The sequence below is a fragment of the Akkermansiaceae bacterium genome (genome assembly GCA_024233115.1).
In the GTDB taxonomy this organism is placed as follows: Bacteria; Verrucomicrobiota; Verrucomicrobiia; order Verrucomicrobiales; family Akkermansiaceae; genus Oceaniferula.
In genome coordinates this window covers 717715-738966 of the sequence record JACKQB010000002.1, presented here as the reverse complement: position 1 = coordinate 738966, position 21252 = coordinate 717715, and the positions used below count along the sequence as shown (strand labels likewise).

Below are 21252 nucleotides of genomic sequence, written 5' to 3'. Positions count from 1 at the left end.
CTGGCCGGTGAGCGCGGAAATGAGCAAGTATTGAAATTGACGGAGTAGAGGGCGATCCCTAGTTTCTGCGCAAGCTAGAGCTGAAAATGTCAGTTCCCACCTACCATGAAACGACTCGTCAACATCATCCTGCGCACCCGCCGATTTCGATACACGCTGACCATGCTCCTGATAATTGGAGCATTGTTTGCTGTTAGTCAGACCAAAAGCCAGGAAACGGGATCGGCGGGAGACGAGGCTGCGGCTCCTTCCCGTGAAGCGGTGGAAAACGATGGGCAAGCGCCGTCGGTCGCAGCCGTGCCGGCAGGGGATGCGTCGGCCAGCAGCATTCCTGAAGCGGTTCTACAAAGCAAGGCTGAGGCCTATCTGAAGGGGTTGAGCGGTCATATTTCAAGTACCGCGATTGCCATGGATACGGAGCTTCCAGGGGATGTTCTCGGACTGGCCGACCAGGAGAAGGGTTCGGGCAAAGAGAGTTTGCGTGATCAACTGACGGACCCCAAGGCGGCCGGACAGTATATCCACGATTTGCGGATGCGCGGATTTGTGCCTGTGAAATCGATCCGCTGGATCAAACCCGTGGCCGACCAGGCAGCCGCTTCCGACGATGCGGGGGCAAGTGCAAAAAATGCCATGCCCGATGCGGTGCTCTGGGGGATTATCACCGTGGATGACAAGCGGAACCCGGACGTATCCGATTGGCAGCCTCGCAGTAGAGCGGTAAAAGTGCACTTGAATCAAGTAGGCGACGAGGTGTTTATCAGTGAGTTGGCACGCCCCACCGTGCGTGAACTTGGTGGGATACAGATGGTGGAAACATTTATTGCCCGGATGAAGTCGGGGCAGATCGAGCAGGCGTGGGAATCCGGGAGTGCATTGATGAAGGCTGAGCGCAGTGCTGATGAAGTACATGCCGCGATGGAGAAAGCCGGGTTTCTTAAAGAGCAGTCGATCAAATGGGGCGAGGCAACCGACATCGAGGGAGGCTATAAGCAGAACGGCATGCTTGTTGGGGCGGACGGGGAAGAAACACCGTTTTATGTGGCATTGTTAGAAACCGGAGAAGGGCTTGAGATCCTTGATTTCCAGACCACGGATTCGTTTCTGGGCCGGGTCCTGGGAGGGCGTGGCGACACCCTGGACATGGTGGTGGCCGTGATCGCCCTGGCATTGGTGCTGGGGTTTGTTTACATTATAGTTTCCTATGTCAAAGGCCTGTGGGGATCGCCACGGGAGTTGTATATCCTGTTTTTCACCAAACTCACTGAATACAGCGCCTACGGTGCGGCACAGCTTACGTTTATGTTCTACCTGCGTGAGGACGTAGGGCTTGGCGACATAGGTGCAGGCACGTATTACAGTACCTGGTCGACGGTTGTCACCGCCGTCACAATGGTCGTCGGCGCGATATGTGACACCATCGGCGTGAAGAAAACCCTGCTGATAGGCAGCGTGCTTCTTCTGATCAGCAGGGCCGTCATGCCGTTCACCAATGATATCTGGTGGGTGTCCATTCTCGGTTTTATTCCCCTGGGGATCGGTGTCGCCATCACCGGGCCGGTGCTTTCGGTGGGTATCAAGCGTTTTACCACCATCGAGGGCGCCGCACTTGGATTTGGTCTTTTCTACACCCTGATGAACGTCGGCTGGGCCATTGGCGCGAAGATTTTTGATGTCGTCCGTATCAATATGGGTGAGAGAGGAAGTGTCGAATTCCTCGGTGACACCTTGTCGACATGGCAGGTGCTGTTTGGCCTGGGGTTCTTTATTAACCTGCCCGATTTACTGGCTATCCTGTGGATGCGTGATGGTGTGGAAATGACGGAAAAGGGCATCAGGTTTCCCGAAGAAAAAGTCCGCGACAAGGCGGCTGCCGATGCCGGCGGTGCCAGCTCGTTAATGGCGCGCAGCATGGCATCGATCAAGGCCGGGGCTGTGGGGTCGGTGAAAATATTTGGAGAGAATTTCGTGCAGCGTGCCTTCTGGGTGTTTATTTTGCTCATAGGAATCACGGTCTTTGCCCGCCTTACCTTTTTCCATTTCCATATTACCTGGCCGAGTTACGGAATCCGATACTTCGGGCAGGGGTCGTTGGTGGGGAATGTCTTTGGGGTGCTCAACCCGCTGCTGATTGTCTTTTTGGTGCCGGTGATTGCCTATCTCACGCGCAAAGTGCGTTCCTACTGGTTACTGTTGATAGGAACGATTATTTCCGTGGCCTCAGTCGGTATCGTGATGGTTCCGCCGGACGTGTTTGCCTGGCTTACGGATAGTTGGTTAGGGGTCATGGTTTATGATCGTTGGCTTGAGGTGCCGGTTGGAAACAAGGACCCGTATTACATGTCGATGGTGATCTTTGTATTTGTCTTTTCCATAGGAGAGGCCATTTGGTCGCCACGCTTGATGCAGTTCACCGCGGAGATCGCGCCTCCAGGTCGCGAAGGCTCATATATATCATTGGCCTACCTTCCGTACTTTGCATCCAAGTTCATTGTGGGTCCGATGGCCGGTATGCTGTTGACCAATTACGCTCCGGAATTCGGGGTGGATGGTATCTACGGTTACTACCCGGACCACCAGATGATATGGTGGTGGGTTGGTGGCACTGCCGCACTCACCCCGCTGGGCATGCTGGCCTTTAGGAAAATGTACCATATCGCCGAAGTCCGGGCTGAAGAGGCCGCCAAGCTTGTGGCCGATGAAGAAGCCGCAGCGACAGCCCGTGGAGAATAAACGGAGATTTTTAAACGAATCCCGCAGTGGTGCCGATTTGTTAAGGAGGAGCTTGCCTATGCTTGGTCCGTGGCATAGAAAACTCATGCCAGCTGGGTGATGCCTGAGTACTTGCGTAGCTGATATTCTTTCCATGAAGGCTTATTTTATCCGAAGATTTTTGCTCGTTCCCATCACCTTGCTGGGAGTGACTATTATCGTGTTCACCTTGACGCGTTTCATGCCGGGAAGTCCGATGGAGCGGGCCATGCAGCGGGCTACCCAGAGTGACGAGAACACCAAGTCGTCAGCGGACAACCAAAGCAGCGGTGGCCTTAGCGACGAGGACCTGGAAATATTGGAGGAGGAATACGGGTACGACAAACCGATCCCCGTGGCCTACCTGCAATGGCTTGGTTTTTGGCCACGTGAGCGCAGCATCAGTAAATCTGAAATCCGTGAGCAAGAGGAGGATGTCATTGGTACGAAGCTGGTCAAAGATCCAAAAAACGAAACCCTGGTGGTGATCAAGGGCAGTGGGCGCAGGGTGCTGGTGAATAAAAACTCCCCCGAAGAGGCGACCTTCGTCAACAATGGGGAGAAGGTAACCGAGTCGGGGTGGAGTGTCCGTATCGATAGCCCCGAGGACCGGGCCGAACGCTGGGTCCGCAGAAATGACAAACCAATCGAGGAGGCTCCACCGAAGCCCTACCGGGCGGTAGTTTACAAAAAGCGTTTCTCCGGTCTGCTGCAAGGTGACCTTGGACGGTCGTCGACCTATCAGGACAAGGTGTCCGACATGATTCTCGAACGCATTCCCATCGCGGTTTACTTTGGCTTGCTTTCGACGATTATTATCTATTCCGTCTGCATTCCGCTGGGCATCGTGAAGGCGATCAAGCACCGGACCTTTATTGATAACGTGAGTTCTGTGCTGGTATTCGTCGGCTACTCCATCCCCGGGTTTGCGTTGGGCGCCCTGCTGCTCGTCTACCTGGGCGCGCGTATGGGGTGGTTCCCGCTGTTCGGGCTGACCAGTCCCGGTGCGGAGGAGCTCAGCCTCTGGGGGCAGGTCAAGGACCTGGCCCACCACACCGTGCTGCCACTATTATGTTATATCGTCGGTGGCTTCGCCTATACAACGATGATGATGAAAAACAACCTGATGGACAACTTGGCAGCCGATTACGTCCGGACCGCGGTTTCCAAGGGGGTCAGTTTCCGATGGGCGGTTTTCAGGCATGCATTCCGTAACTCGTTCATCCCGATCGCCACCAGTCTCGGGGGGTTGATCACGATGTTTGTTGGCGGAAGTATGCTGGTTGAAACCGTGTTCGATATCCAGGGATTTGGCTTGCTCCAGTTCCAGGCGATTATGGACCGCGATAACTCGGTGATCATGGGGACGCTGTCCATTGCGGCTTTCCTGATGCTTATTGGCAATATCCTCTCGGACATCATCGTCGCGATGATCGATCCACGTATCAAGTTTCACTAGAGTTATTTAAAAACAGGATGTTATTTCGTAAAATTGGATGGCTGCACGTGTTGGCGGGGATCATTTCCGCCTTGGGTGAGGTGTTGTTGTTAAAATTGCCGACACTGCGCTGGCCGTTCGACGTCAGTCGGGAGATGGGTTGGCTGCACATTGGAAACGATGACCATCCGTTTCTTTGGTTCGGTTGGCTCTGCGTGGTGCTTTTGATAGTCAGCGGTGTTTTTCTATTGGTGAGGTTTCCCAAGGACTTTCAGTTCACACCGATCACGCAGAGGCGGATTGATCGTTTCAGGTCGATCAAGCGTGGTTACCGCGCCTTTATCATCGTTGGCATACTCGCGTTCATCGCATCACTCGACCACCTGATCGTCGGCAACGAGCCACTGTTGATGAAATACGAGGGGAAGTATTATTCTCCGGCTCTGCAACGATACTACCAAACAACGGACGCGGGAGACCACATCATGTTCAAAGGCAAGAACTTTGGGCTGAAAGGCGATGCTGCCGAGTCGCAACCTGATTACCGGTTACTCAAGAAATCCTTCGAGGAAGAGAATTCCGACAACTGGATCCTCATGCCGCTAGTGCCGTATGCCCCGACACAGGATACGGTGACGGTGCCCACCACCGAGCTGGAGTTGCGTGACGACGATTTGCTTTACCATCCGAATTCCACCGAACCGTTTTCAGGTCTCGCTGCGAAAGTTTACGATGTCAACGACCCCGGCAGGATGCATCTCCGCTACCGCTACCGTGATGGTCTTCGCGAAGGTGCCGCCGACGGTTGGGATGAAGGCCGGGTGAGGGTTTACGGCGCACAGTACAGCCAGGGAGTGCTGGTTTCAGAAAATTGGCAAGGCGAAGGCAGCAAGGAACAATTCCTCCTTCGAGACAGCACCCCGCTCAGTGTGATCTACTACGCGCCATCACCTCCGAGTTTTGGCATGAAACATATTTTGGGCACAACACCGCAGGGGTACGATGTGCTGGCCTATCTCTTTGGAGGTTTGCAGGTGAACTTCAAGGCGGCCATGTTCTACATTCCAGCGATCTATTCGATTGGTATTTCCATTGGTTTGCTGATGGGATTCTTCGGTGGAGTGTTTGATCTCGTCGTACAGCGCCTCATTGAAATTTTCTCTAACATTCCTTTCTTGTTTGTGATCATCATCGTCAGTTCTTCGGTGCCGATCACGATCAAGGAGAAGTCGGGGCTTGGTGTCATCCTATTGATTTTGATTGTCTTCGGATGGATGGGCATGACCTACCTGATGAGAACGGCAGCACTGAAGGAAAAGGCGCGCGACTACGTGGCCGCCAGTCGGGTGATTGGCTGTAGCACCCCGCGGATCATTTTTAAACACATTCTCCCGAATGCGGTGGCCATCCTGGTGACCCTCGTGCCGTTTTCGGTGTCCGGACTGATCATGGGATTGACCTCGCTTGACTACCTTGGATTCGGACTGCCACCGAAATACGCCACCTGGGGAACCCTGCTGAAGGATGGGCTCGGAAACCTGTCTGCACCATGGCTGGTTAGTTCAGCATTCCTCTGCCTGGTTTCCCTGCTGATCCTCGTCACCTTCATCGGTGAAGCGGTCAGGGAAGCCTTTGATCCTAAAAAATTCACCTTCTACAAGTAATGAACCGGCATCTCAAATTAATCTCCAGCAGTTTGATCGCAGGTGTGATTGCCTTCGGGCTCTCAGGTTGTGAGGAAAAGGAAGAGCAGTTCGAGCGCAGCCTGGGTCTCGATGCGTTTATTCCCAAGTACAATAATTATATCAAGGGCTGGCTGGCTGAGGAAAAGGCAAACCACAAGAAGATCATCGAAAAAGCCCGGGAGCAGCTGGTGTCGGCGTCCGGGAAAAAAAAGACAGCTCTACAGGACACCATCGAGGAAAATGAACGGGCTATCGAGCGGATCGAGTTTCGCGAATCCCTGGGCGATTACTTCGCTAAAAAAGAAGAGTCGGACATTCCAAAGGACCTGGTTTGGGAGGATGGTGCGAATGAACCGGAAATCGGGGATCCCAGAGCTATCAAAGGCGGGATCTTGAATTTCTACATGCTGGATTTTCCACCGACGGTGCGCCCGTTCGGCAAAGAGGCAAACAACAGCTTTCGCGGTAGGATTTACGATGAACTTGAAATAGGCTTGGTAGGCATGCACCCGCTGACCAATAAGATCATCCCTGGTGTGGCGCGCAGATGGGCTGTGAGCAAAGGGGGGGAGACGGTGTATTATGAGTTGGACCCGGACGCAAAATACAATGACGGCGTTGCCGTGACCGCCCGCGATTTTCATACTTTCGTCTACATCAGGGTTTCAGACAATGTTTCCGACCCCTACATGAAACAATACTTCAGGGCGCAGATTGCGCAAGTGGCGACCTACGGAAACAAGTATGTCTCGGTGACCCTGCCTGAGTCACAGCCATTGATGCCTTATTTCGCCGCATTGACCCCGGCTGCATCGCATTTCTATAAAGATTATGCGGCGGATTATGTCGATTACTACCAGTGGAAGGTTGCGCCGACAACCGCGGCCTATTATGTGAAGGACAATGATATTAAAAAAGGTGTTTCGATTACCCTCACAAGAGACAAGGACTGGTGGGCCCAGAAAAAGAAATACTACCGTTACCGTTTTAATCCCGACAAGATAGTCTACACCACCATCCGGGACGACTCAAAAGCCTTTGAACTTTTCAGGGCGGGGCAGCTCGATGCTTATTATCTGACCCGCCCCGACCTCTGGTATGAGAAGACGGAGATCAAACCGGTGTACAACGGCTACATCGAGCGCTACAAATTCTATACCCAGTATCCACGTGTGCCCCGCGGCGCTTATCTCAATGTCATGCGCCCCATGCTTGAGGACGTCAACACACGCCGTGGAATTGCTCACGCCCTGAACTGGCAGAAGGTCATCGATGTCATTTTCCGTGGCGACTTTTCCCGCCTCCAGCAACTCAGCCAAGGGTTTGGGGAATACACCAATCCACATGTGAAAGCGCGTGATTTCTCGCCTGCCACCGCCCGTGAGTTTTTTGCCAAGGCTGGTTACACCGAGGAAGGGCCCGATGGGATATTGCGCAAACCCTCCGGCACTCCCCTGGCCATCAATATCAGCTACCCGCGGACAGCCTACTACCCGATGGTCGTGGCGATTCTCAAAGAGGAGGCCAAGAAAGCCGGTATGGAACTCAGGGCTGATGGACAGGAATCAACCGTCTTCTACAAGACGGTGATGAAAAAGGAACACGACATGGTCATATGGGGGTGGGGGGCAACGCCTCCGTTTCCTCGTTACTATCAGTTTTTCCACTCGAGTAATGCAGTCGATGCTGAAGGTAAGCCCAAGCAGCAAACCAACAATATCAATAGCTATGCCGACCCGAAAATGGACAAGCTCGTTACCGGATTGCGTAATGCCCGCACCACAGAGAAGGTGAGGGAATACAGTTGGGAGATACAACAAATTGTGCACGATGAAGCGCTTTTCTCACCGGCTTGGATGACCGATTATGTCAGGATCGGCTCGTGGCGTTGGCTTCGGTGGCCGGATACCAAGGACACGCCCTTTAACGTGCCCGTCATTTACGAACCCCTGGAGAGCCATGTGTTGTGGATCGATGAGGATATGAAAGAGGAAACCCTCAAGGCGATGCGTAGTGGCCACAAATTCCCCGAGGTGCAAAAAGTGATCGATGTCTTCAAGGACGGTGTCGAACCGGTCCAGCCTGTTAGCCCGGAAAAGCCGGCCCCCCCGGATTCAAGGACAACAGAACCGGAGAAGCCGGGTATCGAGATCCCCAAGCCCGATCCGGGTGAGAACAGCGAGGTGCCGACCAGATACCCTAACACAACTGAAGAGGAAGGAGATCCTAGTGAGCGATAATCTTCTTGAAGTCAAAGACCTGATCACCGCCTTCCGGATGGAAAACGGCGAGTGGTTGCGTGCCGTCGATGGTGTTTCCTTCCGGGTGCCCAAGGGTAAGACCGTCGGTGTTGTCGGCGAGTCAGGTTGCGGCAAGAGTGTCACCGCGATGTCGATCGTAAGCTTGTTACCCAAACCCATGGGGCATATCCTCGAAGGCCAGATCATTTTTAAAGGTGAGGATCTTTGCCAGGCCAGTGATGACCGGATGCACGAAGTGCGTGGGGGGGAGATCGGGGTGATTTTCCAGGAGCCGATGACGGCTCTGAACCCATGCCACAGAATCGGCAAGCAAATCTCCGAGTCGCTGGTTCTCCATCGGGGTATGAGTAAACGTGAAGCCTTGAAGGAATCCGTGGAGTTACTCGACAAGGTGGGGATTCCCGCTCCTGAACGCAGGGTGATGGAATATCCGCACCAGCTGTCCGGTGGTATGCGTCAGCGTGTTGTGATTGCCATCGCCCTGGCATGCAAACCGGATCTGCTTATCGCTGACGAGCCGACGACGGCACTCGATGTCACGGTCCAATCGCAGATTCTTGAACTGATGGAGGACCTTCAGAATGAAATGGGGATGTCAACCATCCTGATTACCCACGACCTGGGTGTGATCGCCGGTCACTGTGATGAGGTGGTTGTAATGTATGCCGGACGCGTGGTCGAACGCGCTCCGGTCAAGGAACTCTACGCCTCGCCCCGGCATGCCTACACCAAAGGCCTGCTCAATGCGATCCCTACGCTGGCCACAGCCCGCAAGTCAAAGCTCAACACCATCGAAGGCCAGGTCGCCTCCATCAAGGATTTTGTCCCGGGATGCCGATTCTGCCAACGCATGGAAAGAACCGGTGATACCTTGAAAAACAGGGCTCCCTTTGTGGAAATCTCCAAAGACCACTGGGTCGAAGCATGCCCCAAGTGCGTCGACCTGCAACCCCAAGCTTCAGTCTAACCCACGATGTCCGATCCCATCCTAGAAATTCGCGATTTGAAAATGCATTTTCCTGTGAAAGGTGGTGTACTCTCGCGCCAGGTTGCTGCCGTCAAAGCCGTTGACGGGGTTTCTCTAACCATCAACCAGGGGGAGACCCTCGGGCTGGTGGGTGAGTCAGGCTGCGGTAAATCAACGTTGGGGAAATGTATTGTCCGGCTCACCAATCCGACGGCTGGCTCGATTGTATTTCAAGGCGTGCCGATCACCCACCTCTCACAATCGCAGCTACGTCCCATCCGTAAAAACATGCAGATGGTTTTCCAGGACCCCGCAGAGTCCTTGAACTCGAGGATGTCGGTAGGTCAGATTATAGCCGAGCCGTTAGAGGTGCAAGGCATTGGTACCAAGGCGACACGCCGGGATATGGTCGAGCAGCTGCTGGAACGCGTTGGGATGCCCAAAACCGCAGCGCAGCGGTTTTCGTTTGAGTTTTCAGGTGGTCAGCGCCAACGCATCGGTATCGCCCGCGCACTGGCACTGAACCCCGAGATGATTGTGCTCGATGAACCGGTATCCGCGCTTGATGTCTCTGTCCAAAGCCAGGTGCTTAATCTGCTGCTCGATCTTCAGGAGGAGTTCAACCTTGCCTATCTCTTTATTGCGCATGACCTGGCGGTGGTGAAACACATCTCAGATCGCGTTGCCGTGATGTATCTTGGGAAGATCGTCGAGCTTGCCGATGCCGATGACATTTACAAAAACCCCAGACACGCCTACACCAAGGCGCTGATCTCCGCCATCCCGGAGCCGGATCCCACGGCAGCTAAAGACCGTGTGCATCTTGAAGGTGAGATTCCCTCGCCGATCAATCCGCCTGCAGGGAGCGCCTTCGGCCATCGGATCAACCACCCGTTATATGAGTCGACCATCGGTATGGACATGTCTCTCGTAGAGATTGAAAAAAACCACTGGGTAGCGGCTGATCCCTGCTGTATCAGCGAGCATGATTTCGAGAAGGCCAGGGGGCTGTTATAGTGGGTGTGTTAGAGGATTTCTTCGATCGGGATCTTGCCATTGGTCGCCACGATCGACCAGGCATCAGTGATTCCTGGGATTTCCGTAAGGTCGGTTTTGCCTCCGGCTGCTTCTAGCAGAAGTTGGCCGGCGGCGATGTCCCAAAGCGAAATCCTCGACTCAACATAGGCATCCAGTCGGCCCGAGGCAATGTAGGCCATGCCAAGGGCCGCCGATCCCATCATCCGCATTTTCCGTGCCCGCAGTGAGGCTTTCCGGAAACGTTCAAGCCCTGTGGCCAATGAGGCCTCGTCCTTGCCACACCCGACAAATAACGCTGATTCCTCCAGCCTGGTGCGTGCACTGACAGAAATAGGCTTCCCGTTCAGCAGGGCGGGGCCACCTTTTTTGACCTCCCAGAGATCATCCATACTCGGGTCGTAGATCACGCCCACAATGAGTTCGCCGGCGTGGCGGAGGGCGATCGAGACACAGTAGTGGGGGATACCGTAGAAAAAGTTCACGGTACCGTCGATGGGATCAACAATCCACTGGTACTCGCTATCCTGGTTGCCGGCCACCCCCTCTTCGCCGTAGATCGCGTGGTCGGGGAATTCCCCGAGCAGCACGCGGGTGATCAGATCCTGGCTTTCGCGGTCGAGCGCGAGCTTGATATCGTGGTGTTTTGCTTCGTCCACGTCGAGCGGTTTACCAAAGTGCTCCTTTAGGAACGCCCCCGCCTGGCATGCTGCCTGCTTCGCTACTTCAAGATGATTCATGGCCTGGGTTTTACAGGAGTTTGACGGAATTGCCACTATGAAAAATGATGCCGGAAAGCCAAATTAGTATGCACTTTGTGTTTGCAACGCTTTTTGGCCATGGATATGGTTCCAAAATACTGAAGTTACATAAAGTATGCACCGTCCCCCCATTACCAATGAAACAATGTTTGAACTACTGGGCAAAGATGTGCCAAGCAGCGTCACCAAGCTGGTAGCATTGTGAGCGAACTATGAAAAATGAACCAGCCATTCCCATCCAAACCCCGACGGCCAAAAAACTCACCAGGCTTTGCTTTGGTTGCGACGGTTTCGGTGATGGTGCTGCTTCTATTGATTGCAGTGGGTTTTATGTCTCTGGCTGCGATAGAAATCAGGCAGGCAAACCATGCCGGCCACCAAGAAGAGGCACGTGCCAATGCGCGGATGGCACTGATGCTGGCGATCGGGGAGTTGCAAAAACACGCCGGGCCAGACCAAAGGGTCACAGCACGGGCCGCTATTCTGGAAAACCCATCAGGTGGAACGCCTTTGGCTAACAGGAACTGGCTCGGGATTTGGAAAACAACCTATCAAACGAGTGGCAAAGAGTGGCCGTTGATCGGCAAAGCTCCATCGGGTGGCAGCGGGACACCTTACCCTAACGAAGGAATTTACTCCGACCTGCGTGAAAGCGTGGGTCACCTCCAGAACAAGGGTTGGCGCGATGAGTTGCTTCAAGGGTGGCTTGTCAGTAGCTCGTCCCAGGCGGCAAACCCAGCTTCGGCGTTGAGCCTCTCCGATCCCAACGTGCTTGAAATCCTTGGCCGGGGAACACTCGGTGACGATGTTACTGCGTCCGATTACCTGGGGAACCGCGTCCTGGTGGAAAAAGTGGAAGTCGCAAGCGATAGCGGGCTGGCTGCCACAGGGGCATACGGCTGGTATGTTTCTGATAATAACCAGAAGGCGTCCATCGCACTGCTCCCGGACAGAACGGTCGATGCGGATATTCCGTTTCTTGCAAGCCAGACGGACAACCCGGCAGGGGTGAAAACCTCATCAGGAGCCACACCATACACAAATTATTTGGAGAGCGGCAGGGCTCGGTTCGGAAAAGTGGCAAGCTACAAGACGGCGGCCATGACGGCATCCACGGCATCCCAACGCGAGGCATTGGCCAGGGCGTTCGGCTCGCATTTTCACCACTTGACAACCGATGGAGCAGGCTTGTTTGTGGATACCGCATTAGGTGGTTTGAAAAAGGATCTCACCCCGCTGTTATTCGGTGATCCCCAGCAAGCATCCATCACCATGGCATCGCCTGGGGCATCGGTCGCGTCACATGCCTTTTCAAGTGATTATCCCATCATACCAGGACGCTACCACGGTGTGCTCGGGCCATCGTTCGGAGGACTTCGTTATTGGGGGCGGATGAAAGAACTTAGCGGGCTATCAGATGGTTCTATCACTGCCCAGACGAAACATAGCGGTAGTGACTCCACCAGATTCCCTCCAACCACTAACTGGCCACACAACGTATCCGATGGAGTGACTTTCGATGGTGGTGAGTGGGCATCAAAGGCTCCTAAGATTCATCCGGTGATGACGGATTGTCGTTGGCATTATTACTTCAGTCACACCGATGACAGCGCGAAACAGTCCTTTAAGACACACATCATCCCACGTGTTTGTTTGTGGAACCCGTACAATGTGGAGATGAAAACGGAGCCATTGGTGGTGCTTATGGCCAACCCTTACTGGCGATATACCAATGCATTTCACTTCTATTTCAATGACAGTGAAGCTCTACGTATGAAACAGATGTTTCCGGCTTCGGGGCAGGCCATTGATCGATGGGGTGCTGATGGGCGGTATAAAATACGTGCTCGCGGGTCAGCGTCCGGGGGGGCGGAGGGCTTGTTTCCAGACAGTCGTTATTTAGGGTTTTTGCTGGAGGCGACAAGCTTTGCCGCCGGTGAATGTCTGGTGTTTTCCCCCAGTATTCGCGCAGCTGATGAATCTGCACAGGGGGTGTCGATCCAACGGTATCATAAGAACAACGTCGCAGCGAACGTCCTTAGCGCGCGTGCGCCACAGGGTGAAGACCACTTTTTCCACGACTACGAAACGCAGTGGATCGAACTACAAACTGAAAACGCATCGGGGAACAACTCGTGGCTCACCGTTCCTTATGCCACATTCCGCGAAATGCGGTTGGGCGAGATTTATGAATACGAATCCTCTGCAGTGTTCCACGATAGTTTTCCGTTTGTCTTAAAAGCAGTCAATGGCTCTGCGGCCGTTTCGACAGAGACAATGACTTCTAGCAGCGCTTCTTCATTTCCCACCTTGCAACTGATCAACCATGGTAACGGTGGTGCCAGCACATACGACTTTTGGCAGTATTGGCTGGGGACAAGTGTCTCTGCTTCCAATGGACAGTTCGGAGATCTGACGACTTTCCAGGAAACTCCCCGTAAAGATGCCCCGGGGCTTCATCAGATTGGCACGAAGTTGCTGTGGCTTGATGAGTCATCGACAGAGGCCAACAATCCACCCATTCGGGTGAAACGGTGGAGCCACGACCAGCTCGCCTACAATCCGGTTCCTGTTGCCCATTGGAATGTCAGGCCGGGATTGGCTACCCGTTCACCCGCTTCGCCGGTTTCCAAAGAATGGTATGTGACGACATCGGGAGCATGGATGTTGCAATTTGCCCCGTATTCGCCACAAGACTCCAATGATTTGCCGTCCACGAACAGATCAGGTTACTTCGTCAAGTCTCCACTCGGTGCGGCCCTTCAATTCTCAACGGCATCCCAGGCGGCTATGTTTGATCTTCCTGATGCCAGGTATGGGGCGCTCTCACTGGGCTCATTGCGCCATGCCCAGTTAAGCCCCTATTCATGGCACCCCAGCTATTTGGTAGGGCACTCACTGGCTGATATCCACGCGCCCTTTGAAACCAGCGCCCATCTCTCTCAGAGCGGATCATACTCAGGTAGTGAAAAATCAAGATGGGACGAGGCGATCAGCGGGACCAATCCCTACAGTCTCGACTATGGCCCGCGGACATGGGACCTCGACTCAACCGGGCTGTTGCAAACAGGCAGCCTGGGCATTACCAAGAATGTCGACGGGACTTCACTGAGCTCCAGGGATGAAGTCCTGGCCTACGATATTGCTTACGAGGTGAACCAGAACCTTTGGGACCAGTATTTCTTTTCCGGTATTCCACTGAGCTCAGATGGAATGTCTTTCAACTGGGATCCGGGCAATGGCGACCCACTCTGGAATGAACGCCATCAGTTCAATAGCATGGCAAAGGTGAACGGCAAGGATGTCGTGTCCAAGTTAAACAACGGCTCAGGAAACTCGGCGTTAAGTTTCGGCTTCTGGCACAACGCTTACCTGCTGAAAAACAAAGGTGCCTTCAACGTGAACTCAACCTCGGTCGAAGCCTGGACGGCATTTTTGTCAGGATTACAGGGGCTGGAAAGGCCGACCCATTCCGGGACGGCCGGGGGAGGGACGGATAGCGTGTTTTCCCGCATCCGGAAACCATTCGACGCTGCTAAAACGGGATCTGCCGGAACCGACAATGCAGGGGGCTGGTCGGGTGGACGTGAACTCACAGAGGATGAGGTCCGGTCGCTCGCCGAGGAGGTGGTGAAGGAGGTCAAGGAAAGGGGGCCATTTATTTCCCTGGCTGACTTTGTGAACAGAAGACTTGCCCCGAAATCGAACCCCGCCAGCATGCGGGGTGTTCTGGAAGCTGCCATTCTACACACAGGATTGAACAGCAGTTTTGAACAGGCACCCTACCTGACCACCACCAACAACTCAAATGACAACAATGTGCCTGAATGGGTAGTTGACCTGGATAAGCAGCCGAAAGCCAAGTCATGGGGTATCCCCGGGTATCTGACCCAGGGGGATTTACTCGAGCCATTGGCTTCGTCAATGACGGTAAGAGGGGATAGTTTCTTGGTGCGCGCCTACGGTGAATCACGTAACGCCAATGGCGACATCGTTGCCAAGGCCTATATCGAGGCCGTGGTGGAACGCACCCCGGATTTCGTCAATCCCGCAAGTATTGACGACACCTCATCCGGTGCCCATGGCAACAATCCGATTGATCCGGTACACGTCATTGACCGGGTTAACGGGGGTGTGTCGGAGGGGAACCTCACCGAGGCCAATAAACGCTATGGACGAAAATTTGTGATCAAGTCCTTCCGCTGGTTGGCCAATGATGAAGTTTGACCCTGTATCGATGCATCCTGTATGAATACGATAGATCCCAGGGGCAAATCCAGATCCAGATCTTCCCATGTTACCAAACCCATTGATGAACTCTTGTATGTTGCCTGGTAAAACACCTCGAAAAACACCGCTTACCCGATTGATGACAGGGGGGCTCAGCGTGGTGATATGTCTGCTGCCGGATCTCTTGGCTGCCCAGGATACGCCTAAAAAAGAAGTGCCGGACGGTGCTGCCGCCCACATGTCAGTGGTCGCCTTGGGGCCAATTCCCCAGAGACGTTATAAAATGCCCGACGATGATGACCTGGAGGATATCAAGTCAGGCGAAGATGGGGGAGCACCCGTTGGTTCGAGTGGTGGCGGTTCCGATCCTGCCACTGCTGGCAATCAAGGCAAGGGCGCTCGCCCCGCCCGTGACCCCGGAGCAGGGGACATCCCCATCCTCTTACCCCCCATGGCTGGAGCCGTACCACCATCGACGCTTTATTACAAACTTCCCAAAGCTCCCCCTAACGGAAACCCATGGGGCCGTATACGTGTCGGTTTTAACAATGCGACTTCAGTAACCAAGGTTCATGCCGGTGTGCCATTGGATCTTCATTCTATTGATCGGGCAAAAAACAGCGCTTACCGCAGCTACCTCAAACTGCCGCCCCTGGAACCATGGTCGCAAGTGGTTGTGTTTCTCACGCCTTCGAGAAAGGGTAAAACTCCATGGAAATCTGAACCGACCTTCAGTGTGCTGAACCTGCGTTCCCAGGCATTGTTGGATAAAAATGTGTTGGTTAGAAATTTCTCCAACGAACCCGTCGCTTTTATTATCGACGACAACCAGCCGGTTACACTGAATTCTGGGCAGAGGAAAAGCTTTGTGATTGCTAAAAAAGACGGCTTCCATCGCGTCGCAGCGATTCAGGTGCAGGGCAAGGTGCCGGTTTTGAACACCTCGCTCCGCTTTCCAACCGGTACGCTCACTGTCATGGCATTCTACAACGCCGAGCCGCAAACAAACGGCGGCAAGACTGTAGGAGCCTTCAGAACGACCCTTGATAAAATTTCCCCCGAGGAATTACGCAAGAAGATGACCGACCTGAAGCCTTAGGGTGAGACAAGTCCAGATGCGTGCTAAAAGGTGATTTGTTGAGAGGGACCATCGGCACACGACTGATTGTGAATAACTTAGTGTCTTTTTTGCTGGCACACAAGTAGAGAAAGGGTGAGGATGGGTTAAATCAGATGATAGCACCCATCTCGGTTTATTACGGAATTGTCATCACGAAACCATGGTGACGGCGGTTCTTACGTCACACATTCCAACCAGCCAGCACTGCAGGCAGTGCCTTCTAACAAACAGTAACAATTGACAAACCATGAAAAAAACAATTATCCCAATCTTCTTTTTATCAACGACCTGCACGTATGCTGCAACCGTGGTGAGCTTTGTGTTCGATACTAGTGCCAACTCTATCAACGGTAACGAAGTTCTTGCGGACGCTCATAAAGCTGCGATTGATGGGCAAACGACTGCCACTGCATTTAGCTTAAACGATATAGTCTCTGGGCTGATCCTAACCATTACTCCTTCACAAAGCGACATTAGCTATACGAATACTGGCCTGGGTGTTACTTCTGGGGGGACTCTTGCTGATGCAGGTGACGCACTAACATTTAGTTTCAACAAAGCGGTCTCCCTGGATTTTCTTGATGTAGGAGGTTTCACCGGATCCGGACAAGCTGGTGAAGATGCTGTATCAATCAGCTATTCAAATGGGAATGCGACGATAAATCTGGTCGGTGGAGACTTCGACAATAACACAAGCGATACCATCGCTTTTTCCTCTGGAAATACGTTAGCAGCCAATGAGTCATTTACGATCAGTCGTACCGACGGGTCATTTTCCATTGAAGGATTTAATGTTACAGCTGTGCCCGAACCCACCTCCAGCGCGCTTTTCGGACTAGGAGGTCTCGCCCTGCTCCTGCGTCGCAGGAAGTAATGGCAGGTGGACTGGATAGCGGTAAAACTTCAAGCCCGCTCCTTTCACTGGGAGCGGGCTTTTTCTTTCGGAGTGCGGAGATGCATTCTCCGCTTTGGATTTTGCCTGGCGTGTGGGTTTCTCCTTGTTCCGTCTGGCCCCCTGCAACGCCCACTTCCCGATTACCGGAGTTTGTTTCGGCGAGGTTGTCACGCAGTTCATCACCACAACGCACAGCAGCGCCGCATAGAGTATCCAAAGCGGAGAATGCATCTCCGCACTCCACAGGGGAGAGTCCTCGCCTCCTCAAGTTCACGCTGTTGCCAACATCGATGAATCATGTAGCTGCGGGGTGGCCACAAAAAAACCCCGACCGCGGTTTTCGCAGTCGGGGTTGATAAATATTGATCAGGTCAGAGTACTAGCCCTTTTTAGTGGTTTTACGCTTGGTGGTTTTCTTCTTGGCCTTTTTAGCTGGCTTCTTAGCGGCCTTTTTCTTGGCTACTTTTTTCTTGGTTGCTGGCTTTTTAGTGGTTTTTTTCTTGGCTGCTTTCTTAGCCTTCTTGGCGACCTTTTTCTTGGCAACCTTCTTGGCTTTTTTAGCAACTTTTTTCTTAGCCTTTTTAGCTACCTTTTTCTTGGCGGCTTTTTTAGCGGGCTTTTTAGCGGCCTTTTTCTTGGCTACTTTTTTCTTCGTTGCTGCTTTCTTAGTAGCCGTTTTCTTGGCTGCTGGTTTGCGAACAGCTTTTTTCTTCGCTGTTGGCTTCTTAGTAACACGCTTCACTGTGGCCTTTTTGGCTTTGCGTGGAGCGGTTTTCTTTTTAGCGGTCTTTTTTTTGGCTGCCATAATGTAGTGTTATGTTAGGTCTGTTTGTTTGGGGTGGTGGAATCCGGTTGCCCTTCGGTTGTTTGCTGTTAGGCGGCCCGGATTATGTTTGTTAGAGATGTTTGCGTGACGTGTTCCTGGCCAGGCCAAGTGGTGTTTTCGCAAACGTATCCTCTACTTAAAGTAGAGCATGCCCTAACGGTTATAATTGGTCAAGTCAGGAATTAAACTTTTCAAAACTATTTTTTGAATCGATAAATTGATTATTCTTCAGCATGACCGGGCCCGGATGTATCTCCTGCGCGTTTGTTAGGCTTGTCGGGGGTATTGGGCCGTTTGAAATCAGGCGCGATTTTTTGGATCGTCTGCCAGAATTTTTCATCCGAGGGGTGGCCGTTGAATAAAATTTTACCTTCGGCGGAAACAATCACCATAGTGGGGATGTCTGTGATGCGCAGGATGCCGGCGAGTGATTTCTTGTTAGAGTCAGACAGCCAAACGCACTGTGCTTTGGCAGCGTCTTCCTTACGGATGCTTTCGGCATCCTCGAGGATGTTTGGATACTGTCCCACCAGGACGGAGAGTACGGCGATGTTCTGGTCTTTACACGATTGGGTGGTCAGAACGAAGTCCGGTAGGTTGACTTGTACTTCCTGGCTCATGGGGGACCAGAAGTGGATGACGGTGGCTTTGTGTCCCTTCATGAGTTCGCCAAGGGTGCTGGGCTTGCCGCCATCCTGGGCTTGCATCATCCGAGTGGGGTCGAGGGTCACGGACTGCATCGCCTCCTCGAGTCTGAGTTGATCGATATGGGGTGCAAACGCCTGAGCCTGGCGTGGGCTGAGCCAAAACGCCTCGGTGATGTGCTTTTTAAAACCGGCTTTATCTCCCTTTTCCAAGGCGGCGAGTGCCTGGGTGTAATGGACGACGGCCTGCCAGTCTTCCTTGACGGAGAAGACTTCTGAGCTATCCGGATCGAAGGCATCCTTTTTTTCGGTGAACTCGGGAGCCATGGCGGCGAGGCCCGGGGTATCACGTCGATCAATGAGGTGGAGGAAGCGGGCTTCTAGCAGAACCTGCGGATGGATGCCCGCTTTGCCTGCTTGTTCGAGGGCGGCATCAAACCCGTCTTCGCCCATACTCGCGAAAAGTTTTTCCATTGCTGCTTCCTTGGGATCGGCGGGAAGGCTTGGTTGTTCGGACGCCCCGGGTAGTTCTGGTGAAACGGGAGCGGGTGTTTCTTGTGCAACGGCGAGCGTGCAGGTCAGGAGGAGTAGGATGGGTTTCATGGGTGAAGTATTAAACCTTAAATTCCAAATACCAAGTTACAAAATGCCAAGTGATAGTCCGCGTGCGGAGGCCTTTGGTATCCAACAGGGAAACAGGGGGTAAGAAGTAAGGGCGGGCTAATGCCCGCCCTTGGAAATTGGTAGTTGGAGTTTGGTATTTGAATATTATCTTCCGGGGATGGTAAGTTGCTGACCGGTGCGGATGTCTGTGGTGGTCAGGCCGTTGGCTGCCTGGATGGCTTCAATGGTGGTGCCGTATTTGCGGGCGAGGCCCCATAAGCTGTCGCCGGCGACAACGGTGTGGCTTGTGCCGCCCATCGCGGCAGCTCCAGGGTTGGGGGTGGATGGCGGCTCAGGTGAACTGGAGGCAGCGGGTTGGGTGACTCCCGGGAGAGGTTGATAGGGGGCGGTTCCATCCGCTGCGGGTGTGTAAGCACCGGTTTCACCTCCTGCCTGGGGAACCCCGTAAGGATTGGTAGCGGCGGCAGATGAAGGGTCATACGGATTGGCCGAGGCATCGGCACCTTTGTTCTTTTTCCACTCACGATATTCGGGGTCGAGTGAGCATGAAGTGAAGACGATGGATGCAAGGCAGGCGGTGGTAAGCGGGATGATCGTGGTTGTTTTCATGATGGATCGTATGGTTGGGGGGGGCGGTTGGCGATGGTGACTGCTGATTATTTAGCACTTAAATGTGATTTGTAAAATGGAAGTTGTTAAGAAAACGAAAATTTTCATGGGATACTTTCGTTGTTTCCTTGAAAGATTGGGCTGGCGGTACCGGACAGCTTCGTTAGTCTGTCAGCACTATGGGATTTGCAGGTGGCCTTACGTTGATACCGATGCTGGTGCTGTTGGTGGCATTTATTTTTGGCAGCGTATTAGCCAGAAGGGGGGAGAAGAGTTGGCGAACCATGCTGATGCTAGCGGGATCAATGACTCAGGCGGCGGGTATTGTGGCTTATATCGTGGGCATGGTGGTTATGTTCAGCAGCTTATCGGGCAGCTCGGGGAGTGCGGGCGGTATGAGCGATACCATGAGCATCATGATGGTTGTCGTGGCGATCTCCGGTTTGCTGGTCCTGGCAGGGATGGTGTGTTTCGCGATCGGATTTGTCGCCTACTGTGCCCGGGCTGGGGCAGCGGGAAAGCGTGCGGAGGAATTGGAGGAAATGTTAGGACATCTGCAACAGCGCGTTGCCGAGCAAGACCGGATTTAGCTGCCAGGATTGCTGCCAAGACGGTAAAAATCATTTACGGTAGTCTCGGTGTGTGCAGAGAATTCCTCCAGGCTCTCGCCGCGGGCCTCGGCGATGGCTTGGGCGGTGAAGCGGGTATAGGCGGGTTCATTGCGGTGGCCGCGATGTGGAACTGGCGCAAGATAGGGCGAGTCCGTCTCCACCATCAATGATCCGGCAGGGCATCGGGTTGCCGTGTCAATGACGGTGGCTGCATTTTTAAATGTCGCGATACCGGTAAACGAGATCAGCCCGCCGAGTGCAAGGATCGGTTCTGCTGCTTCCATGGAAAACGGGAAACAGTGAAACACGGCGCGGACTTGATGGGCGTGTTGTTTGTAGATGCTGATCGCATCCTGCAGCGATGCATCACCTGTGCGGTCGCGGGTGTGGATGACGATGTTTTTTCCCAGCTTGTCTGCCAGTTGAAAATGCTGGTCGAGGAATGCTCTCTGGCGCGCGTGATAATCTGCATCGATCCAGCCTTCCGGTGCCGGATGAAAATAATCAAGCCCGGTTTCACCGATGGCGACGCAACGTGGGTGGCGGGCGTATGTTTCCAGCTCCGGCAAATAGTCATCGGGAGTCTCATGCACATCACAGGGGTGGATGCCGGTGCAGGCGAATACCTCGGGGTATGTCTGTGCAATGCTTAGGTTCAGCGGGCAGTCGTCCAGATTGGTGGCGAGCGTGACCATGCGGGTCACGCCGTGCGCGCGGGCGCGGGTGATGATGTCCTCCAGTTCGTTGCTGGAAAACTTGTGGGACGCCAGGTGGCAGTGGGAGTCGGTGAACATG

Annotated in this window: 15 protein-coding genes; 10 read left to right on the top strand and 5 right to left on the bottom strand. The window is 53.5% G+C overall.

Annotation, left to right across the window (positions count from 1 at the left end; translation table 11 throughout):
- Positions 1 to 105: 105 nt before the first annotated feature.
- From H7A51_07335 to H7A51_07310, 6 genes are all read left to right on the top strand, one after another.
- Positions 106 to 2733 (top strand): MFS transporter, encoded by a 2628-nt coding sequence (locus H7A51_07335; protein MCP5536035.1) that lies wholly within the window; start codon positions 106 to 108, stop codon positions 2731 to 2733.
- Between the two features lie 133 nt (positions 2734 to 2866).
- On the top strand, positions 2867 to 4210 hold the full coding sequence (locus tag H7A51_07330) for an ABC transporter permease (GenBank protein MCP5536034.1): 1344 nt from the start codon (positions 2867 to 2869) through the stop codon (positions 4208 to 4210).
- A 17-nt stretch (positions 4211 to 4227) separates the two neighbouring features.
- Positions 4228 to 5853 carry an ABC transporter permease subunit gene (locus H7A51_07325; protein MCP5536033.1) on the top strand — a complete coding sequence of 542 codons (1626 nt, stop codon included), beginning with the start codon at positions 4228 to 4230 and terminating at the stop codon, positions 5851 to 5853.
- Positions 5853 to 8114, top strand: a complete 2262-nt coding sequence (locus H7A51_07320) for a hypothetical protein (GenBank protein MCP5536032.1) — start codon at positions 5853 to 5855, stop codon at positions 8112 to 8114. Before H7A51_07325 ends, H7A51_07320 begins: the two co-directional genes overlap by 1 nt.
- Before the next feature lie 37 nt (positions 8115 to 8151).
- Positions 8152 to 9102 carry an ABC transporter ATP-binding protein gene (locus tag H7A51_07315; protein ID MCP5536031.1) on the top strand — a complete coding sequence of 317 codons (951 nt, stop codon included), beginning with the start codon at positions 8152 to 8154 and terminating at the stop codon, positions 9100 to 9102.
- A 6-nt stretch (positions 9103 to 9108) separates the two neighbouring features.
- The gene (locus tag H7A51_07310; GenBank protein MCP5536030.1) at positions 9109 to 10119 is read left to right on the top strand and encodes an ABC transporter ATP-binding protein; all 1011 of its coding nucleotides are present in this window, start codon (positions 9109 to 9111) and stop codon (positions 10117 to 10119) included.
- An 8-nt stretch (positions 10120 to 10127) separates the two neighbouring features.
- Here H7A51_07310 and H7A51_07305 read toward each other — a convergent pair whose 3' ends face one another.
- Positions 10128 to 10877 carry an inositol monophosphatase gene (locus tag H7A51_07305; GenBank protein ID MCP5536029.1) on the bottom strand — a complete coding sequence of 250 codons (750 nt, stop codon included), beginning with the start codon at positions 10875 to 10877 and terminating at the stop codon, positions 10128 to 10130.
- Between the two features lie 240 nt (positions 10878 to 11117).
- On the opposite strand from H7A51_07305, the gene H7A51_07300 reads away from it, so the two are divergent.
- From H7A51_07300 to H7A51_07290, 3 genes are all read left to right on the top strand, one after another.
- On the top strand, positions 11118 to 15125 hold the full coding sequence (locus H7A51_07300; GenBank protein ID MCP5536028.1) for a hypothetical protein: 4008 nt from the start codon (positions 11118 to 11120) through the stop codon (positions 15123 to 15125).
- Between the two features lie 454 nt (positions 15126 to 15579).
- Positions 15580 to 16227, top strand: coding sequence for a hypothetical protein (locus tag H7A51_07295; protein MCP5536027.1), 648 nt, complete (start codon positions 15580 to 15582; stop codon positions 16225 to 16227).
- A gap of 268 nt (positions 16228 to 16495) precedes the next feature.
- Positions 16496 to 17122, top strand: coding sequence for a PEP-CTERM sorting domain-containing protein (locus H7A51_07290; GenBank protein MCP5536026.1), 627 nt, complete (start codon positions 16496 to 16498; stop codon positions 17120 to 17122).
- Between the two features lie 400 nt (positions 17123 to 17522).
- On the opposite strand, the gene H7A51_07285 is transcribed toward H7A51_07290, so the two are convergent.
- The 3 genes from H7A51_07285 to H7A51_07275 form a co-directional block, all read right to left on the bottom strand.
- Positions 17523 to 17948, bottom strand: a complete 426-nt coding sequence (locus H7A51_07285; GenBank protein MCP5536025.1) for a hypothetical protein — start codon at positions 17946 to 17948, stop codon at positions 17523 to 17525.
- A 242-nt stretch (positions 17949 to 18190) separates the two neighbouring features.
- On the bottom strand, positions 18191 to 19216 hold the full coding sequence (locus H7A51_07280) for a hypothetical protein (protein ID MCP5536024.1): 1026 nt from the start codon (positions 19214 to 19216) through the stop codon (positions 18191 to 18193).
- A gap of 165 nt (positions 19217 to 19381) precedes the next feature.
- On the bottom strand, positions 19382 to 19846 hold the full coding sequence (locus H7A51_07275) for a LysM peptidoglycan-binding domain-containing protein (protein ID MCP5536023.1): 465 nt from the start codon (positions 19844 to 19846) through the stop codon (positions 19382 to 19384).
- Positions 19847 to 20136: 290 nt separating this feature from the next.
- Between H7A51_07275 and H7A51_07270 the strand changes: the two genes are divergently transcribed.
- Positions 20137 to 20436 carry a hypothetical protein gene (locus H7A51_07270; protein ID MCP5536022.1) on the top strand — a complete coding sequence of 100 codons (300 nt, stop codon included), beginning with the start codon at positions 20137 to 20139 and terminating at the stop codon, positions 20434 to 20436.
- Here the strand turns inward: H7A51_07270 and H7A51_07265 are convergent.
- Positions 20433 to 21251 (bottom strand): TatD family hydrolase, encoded by an 819-nt coding sequence (locus H7A51_07265; GenBank protein ID MCP5536021.1) that lies wholly within the window; start codon positions 21249 to 21251, stop codon positions 20433 to 20435. The genes H7A51_07270 and H7A51_07265 overlap by 4 nt on opposite strands.
- Position 21252 lies beyond the last annotated feature (1 nt).